Below are 18090 nucleotides of genomic sequence, written 5' to 3'. Positions count from 1 at the left end.
CACTTTTGTAAATTTCAAAAAACATGTGTGTAGAGTTGCGTACTTTTCAGTGCTGAGCTATTTTCCCAATATTTTTTTAGAAAGCTCAATAACTCGAGTCATAAGTTTCGGCAACTCAGCCGCAATTTCTCGTTGTTCTTGAAGAACGGATTGGAGTATGTCTTCAGTCGTCAGAGGGTTGGCGAGTACAACGCGAAATACGATGGTATGCCTAAAGGCCCATTTTTCAGGGTTCAATCGGGTTCGAGAAACGAATGTTTTACCTGTTTCCCGTTGCTTTTTCTGAATCTGTTTCGTTAACGCATTTAATGCTTCATGCAATTCGTCTAATTGTTTATCGCTCGCAATTTCAAGGGCTTGTTTTGTCACTTCCGGAATATATCGGTACGTGAGTAAGCAAAGTTCAGGTTCAGTCACCAGCTCAAAGTCGGGTTGTTTGGAAACGAGAGAAGCAAAATATCTTGCTTTATCGATACTCTGATCGATAAGTAATTCATAACCAGGTCGGCTGATAATATGCATGCTTGAATAAACCAGCATAGCCATTCCTGAACGCGAGCCTTCTAATGTATGGCTGCCTAAATCCTTCGAACCCTTACGCAAAATATACTGGGCATGATGTTCAATAGCAGTCATGGCACTCGGATCTTTGAAGAGCACCATTCCAGCCCCCATAGGGATGTATAGCTGTTTGTGAGCGTCAATTGTTACGGAATCTGCAAGTTCGATGCCTTTGAGTAAATGACGGTGGTTATTAGACATTAATGTTGCGCCACCCCAAGCTGCATCGACATGGAAGTGGCAACCGTGCGCTTGGCTGATTCGAGCGATGTCTTCTAATGGATCAATGTTGCCTGTTTCCGTAGTCCCTGCCACACCAACAATAGCAAATGGCTTTATGTTGCGTTGTTTTAGGTCGGAAATTTTTAGTTCGAGATCATTCGAACAAAGTTTGTTTTGGTTGTCGGTTTTAACCGAAACCAAACAATCTCTTCCTAAGCCAAGCACATCTGCAGCTTTATTTAGGGAGTAATGACCACGTTCGGATACTAAAATAGCTAAACCGTCATAGCCATAATGCTTCATGGCTTTGAAAAGACCTTCTTTTTCTACACCTGTAAACTCGCCGTCTGCTTTAAGAGCGTTATTTCTCGCAACCCATAGTGCCGTGATATTTGCGATGGTTCCACCAGAGCAAAAAGCACCAAGCGAATGGTTCGCGCTGTGCATCCATTTCTGATAGAAATCGGGCGTTTCTTGGTAAATTAACCCGTGAAGCATTCCGAGCACTTGGCGTTCAAGCGGGGTAAAGGCTTTCGATGTTTCTATCTTTACCAAGTTCTGATTCAACGCAATCATGATTTTTGAAAGTGGCATTAGAAAGTAAGGGAGTGCCGAGGTCATGTGACCAATAAAGCTTGGTGCCGAGGTATGAACAGATTGAGAAACTAAGTTGTCCAGTAAGCTTTGTGTGTGTTCAGATACAAACTGAGGCTGTTCGGGCAAATAGGGATTAGAGAATTGCTTTTCAATGTCGGCCAAAGGCTTTTCTTCAGCAACGATATGTTCTCGCAAAAACTGGTTTAAGTTTTGCGATAACTTATTCTCGATATGACCAAGTGTTGAGTCTGGTGCTTCCGGCACAGTAAATATTTTCAGCAAACTTTCAAAGCTTACATCTGCTGTCTTATTCTCAGATACCATAACCTTATTTACTTATATTTCTACGTTTGCAAGCGGGTCAATCTAAACGAAAACGGGCACAAAGTCCCGTCTTAATTATTACCATTTTGTATGTTTGCCGAAACTTTAACCTGACGTGCCAGTGAGTTATTGGCAGCGTTCCTGTTCTAGTTTACTGATGCTTTGGTTGTACTTATTCAACGCACTGTCGATCTTTTTGGGATGACTTAGGAGTTCAGCAAAGGCCGTTCTTAATTCGTAGTTTTGGGTATGCGGTTGAGATTGACGATCATTGAAGGTGACTTTAGCAAGTTGACCAAGCTTATCGCTTCGGGATGCAAGAACTTTGATTTCCTTTTGCTCAAGCTTTAACCATGCCTCCACTGACCGTTCTGTGGCAACTTTGCTAGGGTCGTTGCTCAAATAGTAATGCACAGCTTCCCTATTGAGCTCGAAGTGATTTTTTCTTCCGTTCAAAAACCATTGACCAACATCGGTGAGTGCTGGGTTATCTTGAATAGTAAAAGAGACGAGGTCTTCATACCAAGTCAAAGACGCATCAACATAATTGTCGTACTTCTTTTCTAAGCACAATGCTTGATCCGCATATACAAATGTTGATGAGCTAGCTAAAAGTAGGGCGAAGGCAAAACGTTTCATTGCGAGTTCCTTTAGAGTCAGACTTCAGGCTATTTGGGTTTGTTGAATTATTTATGCCCGAATAACCTTATTTTAATCGTTGATTTGGTGAAGGTAAACGTTTCACCTCTAACTCTTTGAGGTTACTTGGGTATAGCTTATGTTCCGCTTAAAGATACAAAAAACAACATTAAGACCGGAACCAATAAACTCAAAATAAATCCACTAACAATCGCAATGGGTACACACCGTATTCCGCCAGTCGATTGTATTACCGGAAGAGTAAAATCCATTGCGGTTGCTCCTGCGTAGCCAATTGAGGTGCATGGAAATCTTTGAACTAGCATTGGTATTAAGGCTAGCGCTACTAGCTCGCGAGCAAGTTCCAATATGAATGATGCACCACCATAGACGGGACCGTAGGCATCGCCCATTAAAATACCGGCTAATGAATACCAGCCAAATCCTGAAGCCATCGCCATGCCTTGGAAAGGGTCGATTTCTAGCAATAGTGATGCGATGTAGCCACCAAATAGAGATGTTGAGATTATAGCTGATGCGATCAGCATGCCGTGCTTATTAATCAAGATTTATTTTAGGGTTAATCCACTATTTCTAAGTTGAATTCCAATGAAGAGTAAAAGAAATAGAAGAACGGCTTCGCTCGTTTGATCAACCCATTGAAGAGAGAAAAGGGATAATAAGCCAATCGCCAAGCCTAAAGATACGACGAGTACTAATTTGACTGACTCCATCATCATTTTGTGGAAAGGCAACTTAGTAGCTGTGCTTTCGGTTTGCACAGGGAAATACTTATCTAGAATGGGCAGGACTAGCAGGTTAGCAAGCCCAATAACAAAGTAAAAGGTCATTGCTATTTTAAGAATGAGCTGGAGGTTACTAGAAAGATTATCCAGTGCCGCGAGACTCAAGCCCATCAAAAATAGAATAAAATAGATTAAGTAATGCGTGATTCGGTTGACGTAATCCAAATAAGATTTATTGGTGAAAGGAAGGAGGTAACCAATCACCAAAGGCGTGAATATCAGAATCATCCCTGAATACATAAAATCCTCAAAATATCAGAGAGATCAGAACCCAGTTGAATTCATTATCTTTTTAATTTCATTTTCGAAGTCAGAATCCGAAAGATTACTCAATTCATAGAGCACTTCCGCGCCATCAACATCGAATTCAACTTCGTGTTCGTCAATCTCATCATCTTCATCACGGAACATTAGGAGATGGTTCGCTATTCGGGCAACATCCAAGTAGGTGACTGGATGCGCCTGTTCTTCTACCGATTTATTCGTCGCGACTTCAATAAAGTCTCGATCAAATCCCCAACTTTTTAGTACAAGTTGACTGGTAACAGCACAGCGAGACTGGAAAATTTGAAGTGCTATGTCGTAATCAAGGTAATTTCCTCGATCGAGGTATAGGTGGTATTCGTTAACAAGACAGAAAACACCAATGTCGGCCAGTAGACCGCTGAGAAGCGCTTTCTCTATTTCCATGTATTCGTACTTTTCACCGTCTTCTGTAGCTTGGAATGAACGAACAACAAGAACCATCGTTGCCGCTAACCTGCGAGATACAGATGCGCTATTTGTTAATACATGATTGCATTCTTTATTCAGGTTAACCGAATTCTTTAACTGTTCGATTGCCTGCGCTGTCACTATATCTCGAACGCGAAGGATGCCTAATCGAGACACCGCAGTTTGCAAATCGGTACAGGTAATATTTCTGCGATTAAAAACCACTGAATTAGCGACTCGGATAACCACGGCGGTAAGGCTGGGATCTTCCATTAGACACTCTGCAATATCTGGAATACCCGTGGTATCCATTGTACAAAGTTGTTGGATCTTCAAGACAGCGTCTGGAATTGGCGGAAGACTGATCTTGCCAGTATTTATGGATTGCTCCACTAATTGAGCAAATTCGGACTCAAGCCCTTGGAGCAGTAACTGGTTGTTATGAGGTAACCAGTAAAATGATAAATGATTCATTTGGATACTTAGAACAGTCTAATATGGGCTCCATTTTAGCGCGCTATCTATAGGTCGCGCAACAAAACGCACAAGAAAAAAAGTCCAGCATTTCAGTACATAAAGGCTCAATAAACCGAGCGTTTACGACATTTTAACTGTGATTAATTACCTCTGTCACATAAAGATGTGACACATATTCACTTTTTTGCTTATTGATACAAAGTTACTGTGAGCAATATCTTAACTTATTTCATTCAGTTAAGTATGCGGTTTCATAAAGGTAAATTTCATCATAAACTTCGAGTCACATTTCTAATTTTGAAGTGTTTTTTGTAACCGTATATTTGGTTGCATCTCTAAAGTCGATATTTATTTAATATTCGGCGCTTGTGTATTGATCGGGGGGTTAACACATAAGTTTGGAGGTTACAGAGCATGAAGGAATCAATGTTCTATGATTTTGTTGATCAATTTGGTAGTTATCAAAAACGATCAATGTTCGGTGGAATTGGCTTATTCAACGAAGGAGCGATGTACGCACTAATTACTAATGAAACAATTTTTATTCGAGGCGGTGGAAACCTAGATAAGAAATTGGTAGAGCTTGGATGTGAAAAATATAAGCATGTTAAAAAGCAAACAACAGCTATTGTTAACTATTACGACATTACTGATTTGTTTGACGCCATGCACGAGGAGCTAGAAAGCATCGTTCGGGCATCTATAAATTTCTCTAAACAGCAAAGAGCTTTTCAAAAGTCTAAAGACAGTAGAAGATTGCGTGATCTCCCAAATATGCAATTAACCTTAGAAAGAATGGTGAAAAAATCCGGTGTAGAAGATGTCAGTACTTTTATGCGGTTAGGTCCTGTTGATGTATTTAGACGTGTTAAGCAAACATATGGCGGCGAAGTGGATATTCGTTTGTTATGGAAATTTGCTGGTGCAGTAAAAGGTTGTCACTGGAAACTGATTCAAGAGCAGCAAAAGGATGAATTGCTTGCATTGTGTCAGGAAGCGTAAAAATTGAATTAGCAAAAAGGCTCGCACTAGCGAGCCTTTTTTAATATTTGTGTAACTGCCAGGTGTCTAATTGATAGTTGTGTAGGTATTGAAAGTGCGAGGATTAAAAAGAGTACATCAAGAAAAGTAATAATTGGGAGATCTGTTAATAGTGATGTCGGGTCACTAGTTAATATCAATCCATTAACTCTATGTGATTGTTCATCGCTTTATATAAGAGAATATTATTTGAACAAATCTACGTATACTTATTTCTGTTTATTATGTCAATAGGGTCTTAATAAGTGAGCCGGATTTTGAGCTTTGATGTCTGACTCTAATAAACCAAGCTTTGATGGGGTGAAGTTTCAGTTTTGAGATCTATATTGGGTTTTAATTCTTCATATTTACAAATAGACATATTTACAAATGAAATGACACGAATGAAGCATGGTGCGTGTATTGAAGTTGTTAACTGTTTTTCTTTGTTAATTTGGTGTTAAAGGTTGATTATAACTAATTGTTCGATTGTTAAATCTGATTTCTTACTATTTTTCAGACTATATGTCTTTAATTTCCCTTTAGCTTAGGGAAACGTTTGCTGTAATTAGGAATTTGATACCGCGTATCATATAAGGAACACATAAATATAATGGAATAAGGTAGTTTCAGATCTAGTCTGACAAGAACCGTCTACGATAGTTCAGTCTCATTAAATTTGAAGCGGTACTGGGACAATGATGTTCAATCCAGCTCCGCCTAACTTCACGGCACTATGAATACTACAGTGCGTGAATGACATTTTTATGGCGGAGAAGCAAAAGACTCGGAGAAGGTCGGTACGTGTTATCTTATTTCTTACGCCGCTTAGGGCTTGTTATTCCAACATTTTTAGGAATAACCATTTTAATTTTCGCCATTACACGATTTGTTCCTGGTGGACCAGTTGAGCGGATGCTCGCAAACATGCAGCCACAAGGAGACAGCGCGTCAACATCGGTAGCGGGTGACAGCTCTGCCTTATCAGAAGACCAAATGGCAGAATTAAACGCATTCTATGGATTAGACAAACCTGTACTTGAAGCTTACGTTGACTGGCTAAGTAAACTTGTTGTTCTAGATTTTGGAGAATCAACTCGTTACTACGAACCTGTCACTGACATGATCGCTGAGAGATTACCAGTTTCTCTGTTTTACGGCGGTATGACTTTCTTCATTAGTTATTTCATATCCATCCCATTGGGTTATTACAAAGCCCTCAAGCACGGCAGTGTGTTTGATTCATCTTCTTCGATTCTTATTTTTCTAGGGTATGCATTACCAGGATACGTCGTGGGCGTACTGCTTATTACGTGGTTTAGCTATAACTTAGAGTGGTTCCCTATGGGAGGCTTTGTAGGGGATGATTTTGACGATTATGAAACGGTCTACGAACGCGTCAAAGACATTATGTGGCATGCAATTTTACCTCTAATTTGTTATCTAATTGGTGACTTCGCAACCCTCACTATGACCATGAAAAATAACCTCATGGAAAACCTTTCCTCAGACTACATTCGTACAGCTATAGCCAAAGGCTTACCGTTTAAAAAAGCAGTAAGAAAGCACGCGTTACGCAATAGTTTGATTCCAATTGCTAGTCACTTTGGTAACTCCTTATTGTTCTTTATGTCTGGGTCTTTCTTAATAGAAGTAATTTTCAATATTGACGGCATTGGTTTACTTGGATATGAATCCATCATGGAGCGAGATTACCCAGTTGTTATGGGGATAGTCGCCATTAATGCCTTAATGCTTTTGGTCGGCAATATTGTGTCTGATATTTGTGTTGCGTTGGTCGATCCACGTGTGAAGTTTGGAGCGTGATGATGTTGAATTTAACGCCTTTAACAAGAAAGAAAATCAAGCGTTTTAAAGAGATTAAACGTGGCTACTGGTCTTTCCTAATCTTATCTGTACTGCTTGTTGCGTCTCTATTTGCAGAAGTTTTTGTAAACAGCAAAGCACTGGTTGTTAAGTATCAGGGCCAATGGTTTTTCCCAGTAGTGAGTGATGTTCACCTTGCAGAAACCTTTGGGCAGACACATTCAGGTGAAGCCAATTACCGTGAGTTAGCTAAGTCTTTTGCAACGTCCGATACTGATGATTTTATTTTAATGCCAATTGTTCCTTGGAACCCGTATGAACAAGACTTTAGTGGCGATTTTCCTCCAACGTCTCCTAACGCAGAAACTCAGCACTACTTGGGAACAGATGTTATTGGACGCGATATTCTAGCTCGACTTGTTTATGGCTTTAGAATTGCGATGGGTTTTGCATTACTCACCATGGCCATCTCGTACGCGATTGGTACCGCTGTTGGCTGTGCGATGGGCTTCTTTGGCGGAAAGTTTGACCTTTTTGTTCAGCGTCTTATCGAAGTTTGGTCAATGGTTCCATTCCTTTATGTCATTATGATTTTGGTCTCGATCACTCAGCCCACTTTCACGCTGTTTGTCGCCATAAATGTTCTCTTTAGTTGGATGGGTTTGACTTGGTATATGCGAACCATGACATACAAAGAGTCGGCACGCGAATACGTAATGGCTGCAAGAGCTTTAGGTGCCAGTACTTCAAGAATTCTGTTCAAGCACATATTGCCCAATACAATGGTTATGATCGTGACACTTGCTCCGTTTACCATTGCAGCCAACATTACCGCTCTTACTGCATTGGATTATTTAGGATTGGGTCTACGTCCACCAACGCCAAGCTGGGGCGAGTTGTTACAACAAGGCAAATCTAATTTGGACTCACCATGGATTGTGTCTTCGGTAGTTGCCGCAATCGTATTTGTACTTATTATGGTTACGTTCATTGGCGAAGCGATTCGTGCAGCCTTTGATCCAAAGAAATTTACTCGTTACGTATAACTAGAATAATTAAATAGGGAATGTTTATGAAAAAGATAGTCATAGCTGCGTTGCTTTCTGCAACAGGATTTGCAGCTCAAGCAGCTTCGTTACCGGAAGGGTTGAACTGGGAAACAAATTGGGATGAACCTTTGATTGGTTCAGAAGAAGCCAAGCGCGGTGGAACGTATCGCACTTTTATTAATAGTTTTCCGCAAACCTTAAGGGTAGTAGGACCTGATTCAAATTCAGGCTTAAGAGCATTTTTTGTTGATGATGTCCCAGCTTTGGTTGGCAAGCACCCAGATACTCTGGCCTATATTCCTGAACTTGCCAATGAGTGGGCCTTTGCGGGTGACGATAAGACAATCTACTTTAAATTAAATCCAAAAGCTGAGTGGTCTGACGGTGAAAAAGTAACGGCAGACGATTTTTTATTCTCGCTTAAGTTCTATCGCTCAAAGGACATCGTTGCTCCTTGGTATAATACATATTACACAGAGCAAATTTCCGAAATCATTAAGATTGATGAACAAACTCTCGCTATCGTTTCAGGTGTAAAGAAAAACAAAGAAGATCTTCTTTATGCTTTAGGTGGTTTTGCACCACGCCCCGAACATTTCTATAAGCCATCAAAAGACGAAAATGGTGATGGGGTAGATGACAACTTTGTACGTAAATATAACTTTAAACCTGAACCAACTACGAATGCATACTACTTGGATAAAGTAAAAAAGGGTAAGAGCGTCACTTTCAAGCATGTCGGAGATGATTGGTGGGGCTATAGTAATCGTTACTACCAAAATCGATTTAATGTCGACAAAATACGCATGAAAGTCATCAGAGATAATGATATCGCTCGCAAGCATTTCGAAAAAGGTTCACTGGATGCCTTCTTTACGGTTCTTCCTGAAGTCTGGCATGAAAAGACTGACACTGAACCATACCAGAAAGGATATATTCATCGATTTTGGGGGTTCAATGAAGTTCCCCAAGGAATGTCGGGCTTATGGCTAAATACATCCAAGCCGAACCTTTCAGATCAGAATATTCGTAAAGGTATAATGCATGCCTCTGATTACGATGGGATGATCAAAAAACTTATTCGCGGGGACTATTCTAGAATGCCTACCGCGGCGGGCTTTGGTCATGGTAAATACAGTCTTCCAAATCCAGTACCGCCAAAATTTGATCCTGTGTTAGCCGGTGAGTATTTTGCAAAAGCCGGATATGATCGCTTTGGTCCTGATGGTATTAGGATTAATGAAAAAGGTGAGCGATTAAGTTTTGCCATTACTTATGGCTGGAACACTCACACTCCCCGTATTGCTTATCTTAAAGAGCAAGCCAAGAAAGCTGGAATTGACTTCTCACTCAATCTTGTAGATGGTTCTTCCGCATTTAAATATATTCGTGAGAAGAAGCATCAAATCGCTTGGTTGACTATGGGAACCAATGATGTACCTCAATATTGGGGCTACTTTCATTCCGCCAACGCAAACAAAGCTCAAACGAATAACCATACGAACTACAGTACGCCAGAGCTAGACTCACTGATTGAGCAATATAGAAATGAATTTGATGTTGTTGCTAAGCAAGATCTTTCCCAAAATATTCAACAGGCTATTGCTGATGCCGATGTTGTGGTCCCAGGTTATATGGTCCCTTACACACGTGAAGCGTATTGGCGTTACATGAAATACCCTGAGCAACCTATGACCAAACGTACTGAAAGTTTGTTTACCATATCTAGTAGAATTGGTCTTCACACGTTCTGGATCGATGAAGAAGAAAAGAAAGCAACGAAGAAAGCGGTAAAAAGCGGAAAAACATTCGAACCAGTAACGGTTATGGATACGCGTTACAAGCTTTAGTCAGTCAGGAGTAGTGGTATGTCTGCGGAAACAATATTAAGTGTCAGAGACCTAGAAACAGAATTTACAACCGACGATGGCGTTGTGAAAATTCTTCATGGGGTCAACTTTGATGTAAAAGCTGGTAGAACCTTAGGTATCGTTGGCGAATCAGGGTGTGGAAAGAGCGTCACGTCCATGTCCATCATGGGGCTTCTTCCAAAGCCTTATGGTCGGGTTACTAAAGGTGAGATATTGTACCGCGGAACCGATCTTGTCACTCTTCCACCTGAAGAAATGTACAAAATGCGCGGTGATAATATTTCGATCATTTTTCAAGATCCAATGACCGCGCTAAACCCTGTACATACGATAGGTAGGCAGTTGAATGAAGTTCTGGAGTTGCATCGTCCAGAACTCTCTAGAACGGAAAGGAATGCTTACTCGCTTGAAATGCTTGAAAAAGTACGTATTCCAATGCCTGAAAAAAGGTTAAACGAATACCCGCATAATCTATCTGGTGGAATGAGGCAACGTGTCATGATTGCAATGGCATTGGCGTGTAAGCCTGATATTTTGATCTGCGATGAGCCAACAACTGCACTTGATGTGACGGTTCAAGCTTCAATTCTCGAGCTCATGCGTGAGCTTCAAGAAGAGACGGGAATGGCGATGATATTCATTACTCATGATCTTGGTGTCGTTGCGGAAATATGCGATGACGTAGCAGTAATGTATGGCGGTAAAGTTGTCGAATATGCTGATGTATTCGATTTATTCGACAACCCTCAACATCCTTACACAGAAAGGTTGATGGGTCTTATGCCAAGCTTAGATGATGAGCCAAAGCAACCCATTGAAATTAAACCAATAGATGTTAACGCATTTCCCGAGTTTAGAGGCTAATGGCTGTTATGGATGAAGTACTAAGAATTGTTGACCTTAAACAGCATTTTGTGTCTGGTAAAGGAATTTTAAAGAAGGGCTACACCGTAAAAGCAGTAGACGGTGTTTCGTTTTCTGTTGCTCGTGGTGAAACACTGGGGTTGGTTGGCGAATCGGGATGTGGGAAAAGCACGCTTGGGCGCACAATATTAAAGCTATTTGAACCAACAGAAGGCAGAATATTTTTCGAAGGCGAAGATATAACCAAACTAAGCCCAAGACAAATGCGCCCCCTACGTAAAGACATGCAGATCGTCTTCCAAGACCCAATGGAATCTCTTAACCAGCGCCATACGATCGGAATGATTTTAGAAGAGCCCTACGTAATTCATGGTGTGGGAACCAATGAGGAACGTAAGAAATGGGTATTGGAATTACTAGAAAAAGTAGGATTGCCTGCTAACTCAGTTGAACGTTATCCGCATGAATTCTCAGGTGGGCAACGTCAACGTATAGGCATCGCCAGAGCGATAGCGCTAAAGCCTAAGCTTCTTATATGTGATGAATCTGTATCTGCATTAGATGTTTCAGTACAAGCACAGATTCTCAACTTATTACTTCGATTACAAAAAGAGATGAATCTTGCGATGATTTTTATCTCACACGATTTGTCCGTCGTTCGCCATGTATCGGATAGAGTTGCGGTAATGTACTTTGGTAAGATTGTTGAGCTAGGGAATGTAAAAGAGATATATGACCATCCCCAAGCGGATTACACCAAAACGCTTTTATCAGCGATACCGATTACGCACCCTAAATACCGGGAGCATAAAAATACAAAACCACCTTCGAAAGATGAAAATGAAAGATTATTAATAGATGGTTAGAAATATTTACATTTAAAAGATGAAGTAAGTCGAATATTAATAATTAGATACACTCTATAAGATGAACTTTATATAAAATTAAGAGATAGTTAATACTAGGTTATCGCCTATCAATTTAAATATAGTTTGCTCATACGGATAATAAACAAACTATATATCATATCAAAAATAACAAAGTCTTGGCTGGGCTTGATTGAGTATTTAATACTCACTTTATATCGTAAAAGGAATTACAGGAAAGACAGCATATGAATAAGCATCAAATCTAATTATAGAATTATTTAGTTATATTTAATGAATAATAGCTATGGAAAATCTCATAGTTATTATGACTATTTATTTTATATATCTGAATAAAACCTCAGTAATTAATATTGTTATATTATAACACGTTCTGATTTAGTGAGCGCAATATTTTTATGTCTTTTAATTACTGTTGATATTTTGAAGAGTAGCGACTGAATTAATTTCAGTAAACCTTTTATCCCTTTCATTTTTTAGGGAAGGTCGCGTGCACTTCAAATTTAGGAAAACTAAACAGGAAAAACGGAAACGTTTATGCAGCACACAAATAAATTTGCGTTGCCAAAGCTTGTTTTAATGACTGGTGTTTTAGCCTCGTGTAATGCGTTGGCAGATGAGCAAAAGGAAGTTAAACAAGAAGAAGTAGCGAACAGTGCCGTTCAGGAAGAAGTAGTTGAAACCAAATACGGCGGTAGCTTATCGCTCGGTTATCAAACCAATATTTATCATCCAGATGATTATCGTTCTTCACGAGCTTTGAACTGGAGCGCTAGTTTTCGAGCAACAAGAGAAAAGTATACCGCTTACTTATCTACAGGTGCGTATCGCAACTTAGAAGATAAGACTGGCGATTTCTTTACAGACTCCGTAGTAGGTCTTTCTCACTCTAGTTTGGCTAAATTTGGCGAAACAGGGAATCTCTCCATCAGTGGGCAGTTAACTATCCCGACTTCAGAGCATTCCAGAAAGCAAGAGTTAAACACAGCTCTTCGAATAGCCGTACCGGTTAGTTTTAAAGTTGCTGATATTGGTATCTCAGTATCTCCAAGAGTGAGAAAAAATTTCCATCAGTATAAGACGATTGCTAGTCAGTCATTGAGCGAGTGGATTTACTCCGTTTCGACTTCAGCAAATATCTCTAGTGGTGATTTTTCTTTTGGGCTCTCCATCTTAGGTGGCAACTCAATCAGCTATCAGGGTACCCGTCGAAATAGTTTTACGTACGGAGGAAGTGCTTACGGTAGCTATAAGGTAGCGGATTACCTTTCCCTTTCGTTAAGTGCATCTTCAAGCGGTGTTTATGCCGATGCAGAGCGAGGCACTTTAGGCAATATCGACTTATTTGACAGCGATAAAGCCACTTATGTTGCGACAGCAACATTCTCTTTCTAAGGACAACCTTTTAACAAAGTTAATCTAACTCGTTGAAAGAAATGTAATAAGTACAAATGGAGTTACCATGTATTTTAGAAAATTAGCAATAGTTGCCGCTATAGGCCTAGCAATTACCGGTTGTGGTGCAGATGATCAAGCGTATGAATACAAGTTTAAGGATCCAAGCTTAGTATCTGTTACTTCAATAACAAATTTGCAACCAGTCCTCTCAAATAAAAATGATAGTGGTGAAAGTGCTATCCGAGAAATTCCTATTCCTGGTATTTGGTTATATCGCCCTTCTACATCTTCCGCCCCTAGAGATTCAGGAATGTATGCTTTTTATTCAGGGTCTGGTGAAGGATACCCTGTTCGATTGAAGTTGGTCGAAAGTGGATTAGTCGCGGTAAAAATTGATCCGGATAAAGTCCGATATGATTCAAGTAACCCTGGTCAACTTGAAGATAGCCGTTGGCCAAACGAAAAAGAAGAGACACGTGTCTTTTTAATTCCTGGTGAATATGAGTCATATCGCTGCAAAGAAGATAGCTATGGTGACTGTACCAACAAAGAAGAAAAAGTTCCGGATTTAGAGTTAAAGTGGTACGAGAGAAGTCATTTCTTGCCTGAATATGAATCGTTTTCGGCTTATGTTGATGATGTAAATGATTACTACGGTGAAGGTAGTAAAGAAACATCCGTAGCTAAACACGAGTTTAACCCTTCTAACGGTGTTATCAATATCGAACTAGAGAAGCACTTTAAAGAAGGAATAGGAAAAGGACGTTTCTTCTACTCTTTGGTTAGACTAGATACCGTTTCAGATAAGAGTTATACACCAATCTATCAAGCACCAGCAGATCAGCAAAAATTTGGCTTTTTCACGCGCGACTTTAAGAAGCCCGACTCTAATGGTTCTACCTCTGGTGAATTTTCTCAGGGAGAATATCTAAAACGCTTTTCTCCTAATTTGAAAACCATAGATTTCTATTTGAATGATGAGTTCTTTGAGCCTGGTAACGAAATTTGGCGCCAAGCTACAATAGAAACCGTAAGCATTATGGCTCGTCAAATGCAAGAGATAGGGGTTCCACCCGTTCGCATAATCAATCCAAATAATGCGGCAGGTAAAGTGTCTGGTGATTTGAGACATAATGCTATCAACATGTTTGCCGAACCAGGTACAAGTTTATTAGGATACGGACCTTCAACATCAAACCCATTTACGGGGGAGATCATCAGTGCCTATACCAACATGTACCCTGGTACTATCTTACGTGGTGTTCCTAGACAGTGGGACCAGTTCGCAACCATATACAACAATGGACGATTGGCTGACCAAGCAAATGTCGAAAAGCAAGTAACAGACTCAATTGCTTCTGCTCAACAAGGCGCTGTGGCAACAGTATCTGAAGAAGTTCAGTCTGAAAGTACCAGCAGTGGTTACTCTTACGAGGTAAGTGCCGAGGAAGTTAACGAATACTTTGAGCAGAAACAAATTTTATCGCTGACTGAACAAATTCAAAGTCATGAGGCATATTCTCAGTTAAGTGGTGAAGCATTTGATGTGGTATCAGAGACGTTAGACAAAGAAAAAGTCGAGGAGTTTTGGTCAAGAAACACCATGTTCTCTGCTGACAACGTCTGGGTATCAGCGACAGGTAAGAATAGCCTACCTGGCTTCGAATTTGTTGCGGAAGGTTATATTGATACAAACACACAAAAGATGAAAGACTGGTCAGAACTGAATTCTGTTCAACGTGACAAGGTCAACCGAATCTTTGGTGTACACAACTACAAAACAACGTTAGTTCACGAAATTGGTCATAATCTAGGTCTTCGCCATAACTTTGAAGGCTCTACAGACAGTGCAAATTTCCACACTGATCAAATGGTCACAGACTATAACCTGCGTGGAAAACCTGCGATGTCCTCTATAATGGACTATGCCCCATCTGAGCTAGATATTGAGCCAGTCTTAGGTCCATATGATTTGGCAGCACTCAGAATTGGTTATAAACGTGAGGTGGAAGTCAGTGACGGGAAGTTTAAAAGCCTAAGCGATTATGACAGAAAGTACGCTAATCAATATGTTCAAGCCGATACACCTGAAAATACTGAACGCTCAGAATATTCACCGCTAATCCAGCTTGAGTTAGATCTAAAAGAGCAAGCTGCGGAGTCAGGTACAGTAGCGTTAGATATTAAAGAATTTGCATTTTGTACGGATGGTAATGTAGGACGTAACTGGGCATGTGATAGGCATGATGAAGGTACAAACGCAGAAGAAAGTACTCGTTATCATTATCAATACACGCAAAATTTACATCAGCTATTTAACTTCCGAGAAGATGCTTATTCGTTTACTGAAGCCAACACAATTGGTCGCTACTTCTTCTTTAGAAATCGTTTAATGGATGTTGCTAGTCAGGGTATGTTGTCATGGGGGCTACTTGAAACTTATTCTGAGCGTTGGGGCTATGACACACCTGATGCACTTGGTAAAAGAGCTTGTGAAATCAGCGCAAATGACTTTTTCTGTCACGCTTATAATGCTGCGCAAACGTCAGCAGAATATATGGTGTCGATATTAGCAACTCCAGAGAAAACGTGTCAGGTCAAAGCAACTAAATCCGGTAATCGTATTAGTTATGAAAATATTCCTTTGCATGAGATGTATTCTAAAGTGCGTTGGAAAGTGGATGCTACTCATGAATATCCAATGAATTGTTTTGATGAGAATCTGACAGATGGATTAGCTATTTACAACCGAGAAAACAGATCTACTGACGCGGATTACGAAGTTCTGGCAGAGCTAAAAGGTGGTGAGTTTATGAACCACCAGACAGCAAGCAGTACCGTTAATCATGAGATCAGTGATTGGAGAAATCTGGATGAAATTGACGCATTTGGTGTTTGGTTCTTCCGTCCAATAGCCGCTGAACTTATTGCTAGCAGAGATATGGTTCGTGGTGGCAACACTGCTATGATCGATATTCCTTATGTTAGAGAGAAAGTTGATGAGTTAGTGAAACACTGGACTTCTGGAACGGCTTATTCTGGATACCAGTTTGTTAATGCTGCAGGTGCCCCTGTAGTTTCACTGGCAGAGTACAAACCTGATTATAGCGAGCAGAAGGTGAGTCGTATGCCTTACCCTGTAAACGTAGTTATGTCTTGGTTTGCTAATACAAACATTAACTCAGATACCAATTTGGTTTCTGCGACTTTGAAAACTCTAGCGAGTGAAGCCAGCTCTGAAGATCCAGAGAAGCGATTTGCTGCACGTAGCTTCATTGATTCAATTTCAGTTCATGACACAACTGGACAAGCCGACAGATTGAACCACGTTCAACTTGAGTTAGATGGTGTACGTTACTCTGCTGGGATTCCAAATACGATTGCCCGCAGTATGATCCAAAACGCGCAACAGTCTAATGTATTTAAGGTTGAACAAGTTCTCTTGTCCTACGTGCTTTCGAATAGGCTGGATGAAGCAAGAACATATAAGACTAACTTTGACACAGCTTTTGCTAACGCATTAGAGCAAGGTGCACCTCAGTTTGGTCAGTTTATGTCCTCCGCTCCGCATTCTACGATTATTCAGCAGATTGGAGCATATGAAGTTATGACTAGAGCAGAGAATATACGTAAAGGTTTAGACGATGGCTCTATTACAGACTTTGCTGCTGCTCTTTGGACAATGACTCAGCAATTAGTGACTGATGGTATTCTGATATCATCAACTAAAGAAAACTGTATGTATGAATTTGCAAATGGTGTTTGTGCTGTTATTGGAGAACGCCGATACACGAAAGAGTATGTAGACATTGTCAACTATCAAAATGGCTGGATCTCAGACTTTTTTGCTGAAGTTAAGGAAAGTGCTAGATTGTTTGAAGCAAACTTCTTGCAAGCCAATAAGGCTCATGAACTGTTCGTATTTGAACCAACAATTATTGGACGATTCTTGGGTAACGACTTTGAATCATTGAAACACGATCAAGTGAAGATGATCAGTAAGTTACCTGTTGTAGAATAACAAAAATAGCAACTTTGAAGCTCAAAGCCCCAACTAAAGGTTGGGGCTTTTTATGCATCTAGGTGAACTAGTAATCATTAAAAAAAGGGTATAAAAAAGCCAGAGACTAAAATCTCTGGCTTTTTAAATTTAACTAGGAAATAAGATTAAAACTTAAATCTTGCTGTCATCATAAATTGGTCGCCGTAGAAGTCATTTAGTAAGCCTTCTAGACCAATTGAGAACAATTCGGTTGAATGGAAGCGACCGTATACAGAGCCTGTCCACTCATCTTTTTGCTTAATGGATACGTAACCCACTTTACCGCCCACCTCAAATTGTGGACCAAGCCACTGGCGTACACCAAGGTTGATTTGCATCCCGGTATCGATATCTTGGCTATCGTTGTCAACCGCGCGGAATAGCATTTCACCTGTAAGGTCAGCCCAATTATTTACTGGAGCATGAAATCCAAAACCTGCAGCCAGGTTGAAGTCACCTTTAAATCTAGAATCAATGGTGGCAACCATATGTGCATTTGGGTGAACTGATTTGCTAAAACCACCACCAAACGTCATTGGGCTTGCACCAATTCGAGCTTCAGCATAGTCGTAGTTAAAGTTGCTCATAGACGTAACTTCGTCCTTGTCGGCAGCAAATGAAGAAGCCGATACTGCCATCAAACCAATGGCTAACAGTGTCTTACGCATAATTTAGACAAACCTTATGTAGTTGGTACAGGCAGTGCATGATAGAGCAAAGCCTTTAAGTTCTTTGAATTACTAGGGAATATGATAATGCATCCAATCTAGGATTCATCAAAAATTTAAAAGA

The 18090-nt window shown here is 40.2% G+C and carries 12 protein-coding genes and 1 pseudogene; 8 read left to right on the top strand and 5 right to left on the bottom strand.

Translation table 11 applies throughout. The annotated features are described in order from the left end of the window. Window positions 1–57: 57 nt before the first annotated feature. The 4 genes and pseudogenes from panP to LDO37_RS11005 form a co-directional block, all read right to left on the bottom strand. On the bottom strand, window positions 58–1704 hold the full coding sequence (panP, locus tag LDO37_RS11020; RefSeq protein ID WP_126610272.1) for a pyridoxal-dependent aspartate 1-decarboxylase PanP: 1647 nt from the start codon (window positions 1702–1704) through the stop codon (window positions 58–60). Window positions 1705–1830: 126 nt separating this feature from the next. After that, window positions 1831–2343 carry a hypothetical protein gene (locus LDO37_RS11015; RefSeq protein ID WP_126610271.1) on the bottom strand — a complete coding sequence of 171 codons (513 nt, stop codon included), beginning with the start codon at window positions 2341–2343 and terminating at the stop codon, window positions 1831–1833. Window positions 2344–2480: 137 nt separating this feature from the next. After that, window positions 2481–3389 (bottom strand): annotated as a pseudogene (locus LDO37_RS11010) (lysine exporter LysO family protein). A gap of 24 nt (window positions 3390–3413) precedes the next feature. After that, window positions 3414–4337, bottom strand: coding sequence for an HDOD domain-containing protein (locus LDO37_RS11005; protein WP_101114983.1), 924 nt, complete (start codon window positions 4335–4337; stop codon window positions 3414–3416). 417 nt (window positions 4338–4754) lie between these two features. Here LDO37_RS11005 and LDO37_RS11000 point away from each other — a divergent pair, with 417 nt between their 5' ends. From LDO37_RS11000 to LDO37_RS10965, 8 genes are all read left to right on the top strand, one after another. Further along, the gene (locus LDO37_RS11000) at window positions 4755–5342 is read left to right on the top strand and encodes a TfoX/Sxy family DNA transformation protein (protein WP_101114984.1); all 588 of its coding nucleotides are present in this window, start codon (window positions 4755–4757) and stop codon (window positions 5340–5342) included. Between the two features lie 822 nt (window positions 5343–6164). Further along, complete coding sequence (locus LDO37_RS10995; RefSeq protein WP_101114992.1) at window positions 6165–7187, top strand: ABC transporter permease subunit; 1023 nt, start codon at window positions 6165–6167, stop codon at window positions 7185–7187. A gap of 2 nt (window positions 7188–7189) precedes the next feature. Beyond that, window positions 7190–8233 carry an ABC transporter permease gene (locus LDO37_RS10990; RefSeq protein ID WP_126607256.1) on the top strand — a complete coding sequence of 348 codons (1044 nt, stop codon included), beginning with the start codon at window positions 7190–7192 and terminating at the stop codon, window positions 8231–8233. Window positions 8234–8259: 26 nt separating this feature from the next. Continuing rightward, entirely contained in the window at window positions 8260–10086 is a 1827-nt protein-coding gene (locus LDO37_RS10985; RefSeq protein ID WP_126607255.1) for an extracellular solute-binding protein, read from the top strand. 18 nt (window positions 10087–10104) lie between these two features. Next, window positions 10105–10971 carry an ABC transporter ATP-binding protein gene (locus LDO37_RS10980; protein WP_126607254.1) on the top strand — a complete coding sequence of 289 codons (867 nt, stop codon included), beginning with the start codon at window positions 10105–10107 and terminating at the stop codon, window positions 10969–10971. Between the two features lie 8 nt (window positions 10972–10979). Then, window positions 10980–11837: an ABC transporter ATP-binding protein gene (locus LDO37_RS10975; RefSeq protein ID WP_224055447.1), complete on the top strand. Its 858-nt coding sequence runs from the start codon at window positions 10980–10982 to the stop codon at window positions 11835–11837. Between the two features lie 558 nt (window positions 11838–12395). After that, the gene (locus tag LDO37_RS10970; RefSeq protein ID WP_126607322.1) at window positions 12396–13253 is read left to right on the top strand and encodes a hypothetical protein; all 858 of its coding nucleotides are present in this window, start codon (window positions 12396–12398) and stop codon (window positions 13251–13253) included. A 67-nt stretch (window positions 13254–13320) separates the two neighbouring features. Further along, a complete protein-coding gene (locus LDO37_RS10965) occupies window positions 13321–17277 on the top strand; it encodes a zinc-dependent metalloprotease (protein ID WP_224055197.1) in 3957 nt (1318 codons plus the stop codon). A 146-nt stretch (window positions 17278–17423) separates the two neighbouring features. Here LDO37_RS10965 and LDO37_RS10960 read toward each other — a convergent pair whose 3' ends face one another. After that, a complete protein-coding gene (locus LDO37_RS10960; protein WP_126610293.1) occupies window positions 17424–17966 on the bottom strand; it encodes a hypothetical protein in 543 nt (180 codons plus the stop codon). Between the last annotated feature and the right edge of the window lie 124 nt (window positions 17967–18090).

The sequence above is a fragment of the Vibrio penaeicida genome (assembly GCF_019977755.1).
Taxonomy (GTDB): Bacteria; Pseudomonadota; Gammaproteobacteria; order Enterobacterales; family Vibrionaceae; genus Vibrio; species Vibrio penaeicida.
The sequence above is the reverse complement of the archived record's forward strand: the minus strand, read 5'-3'. Positions and strand labels throughout refer to the sequence as shown.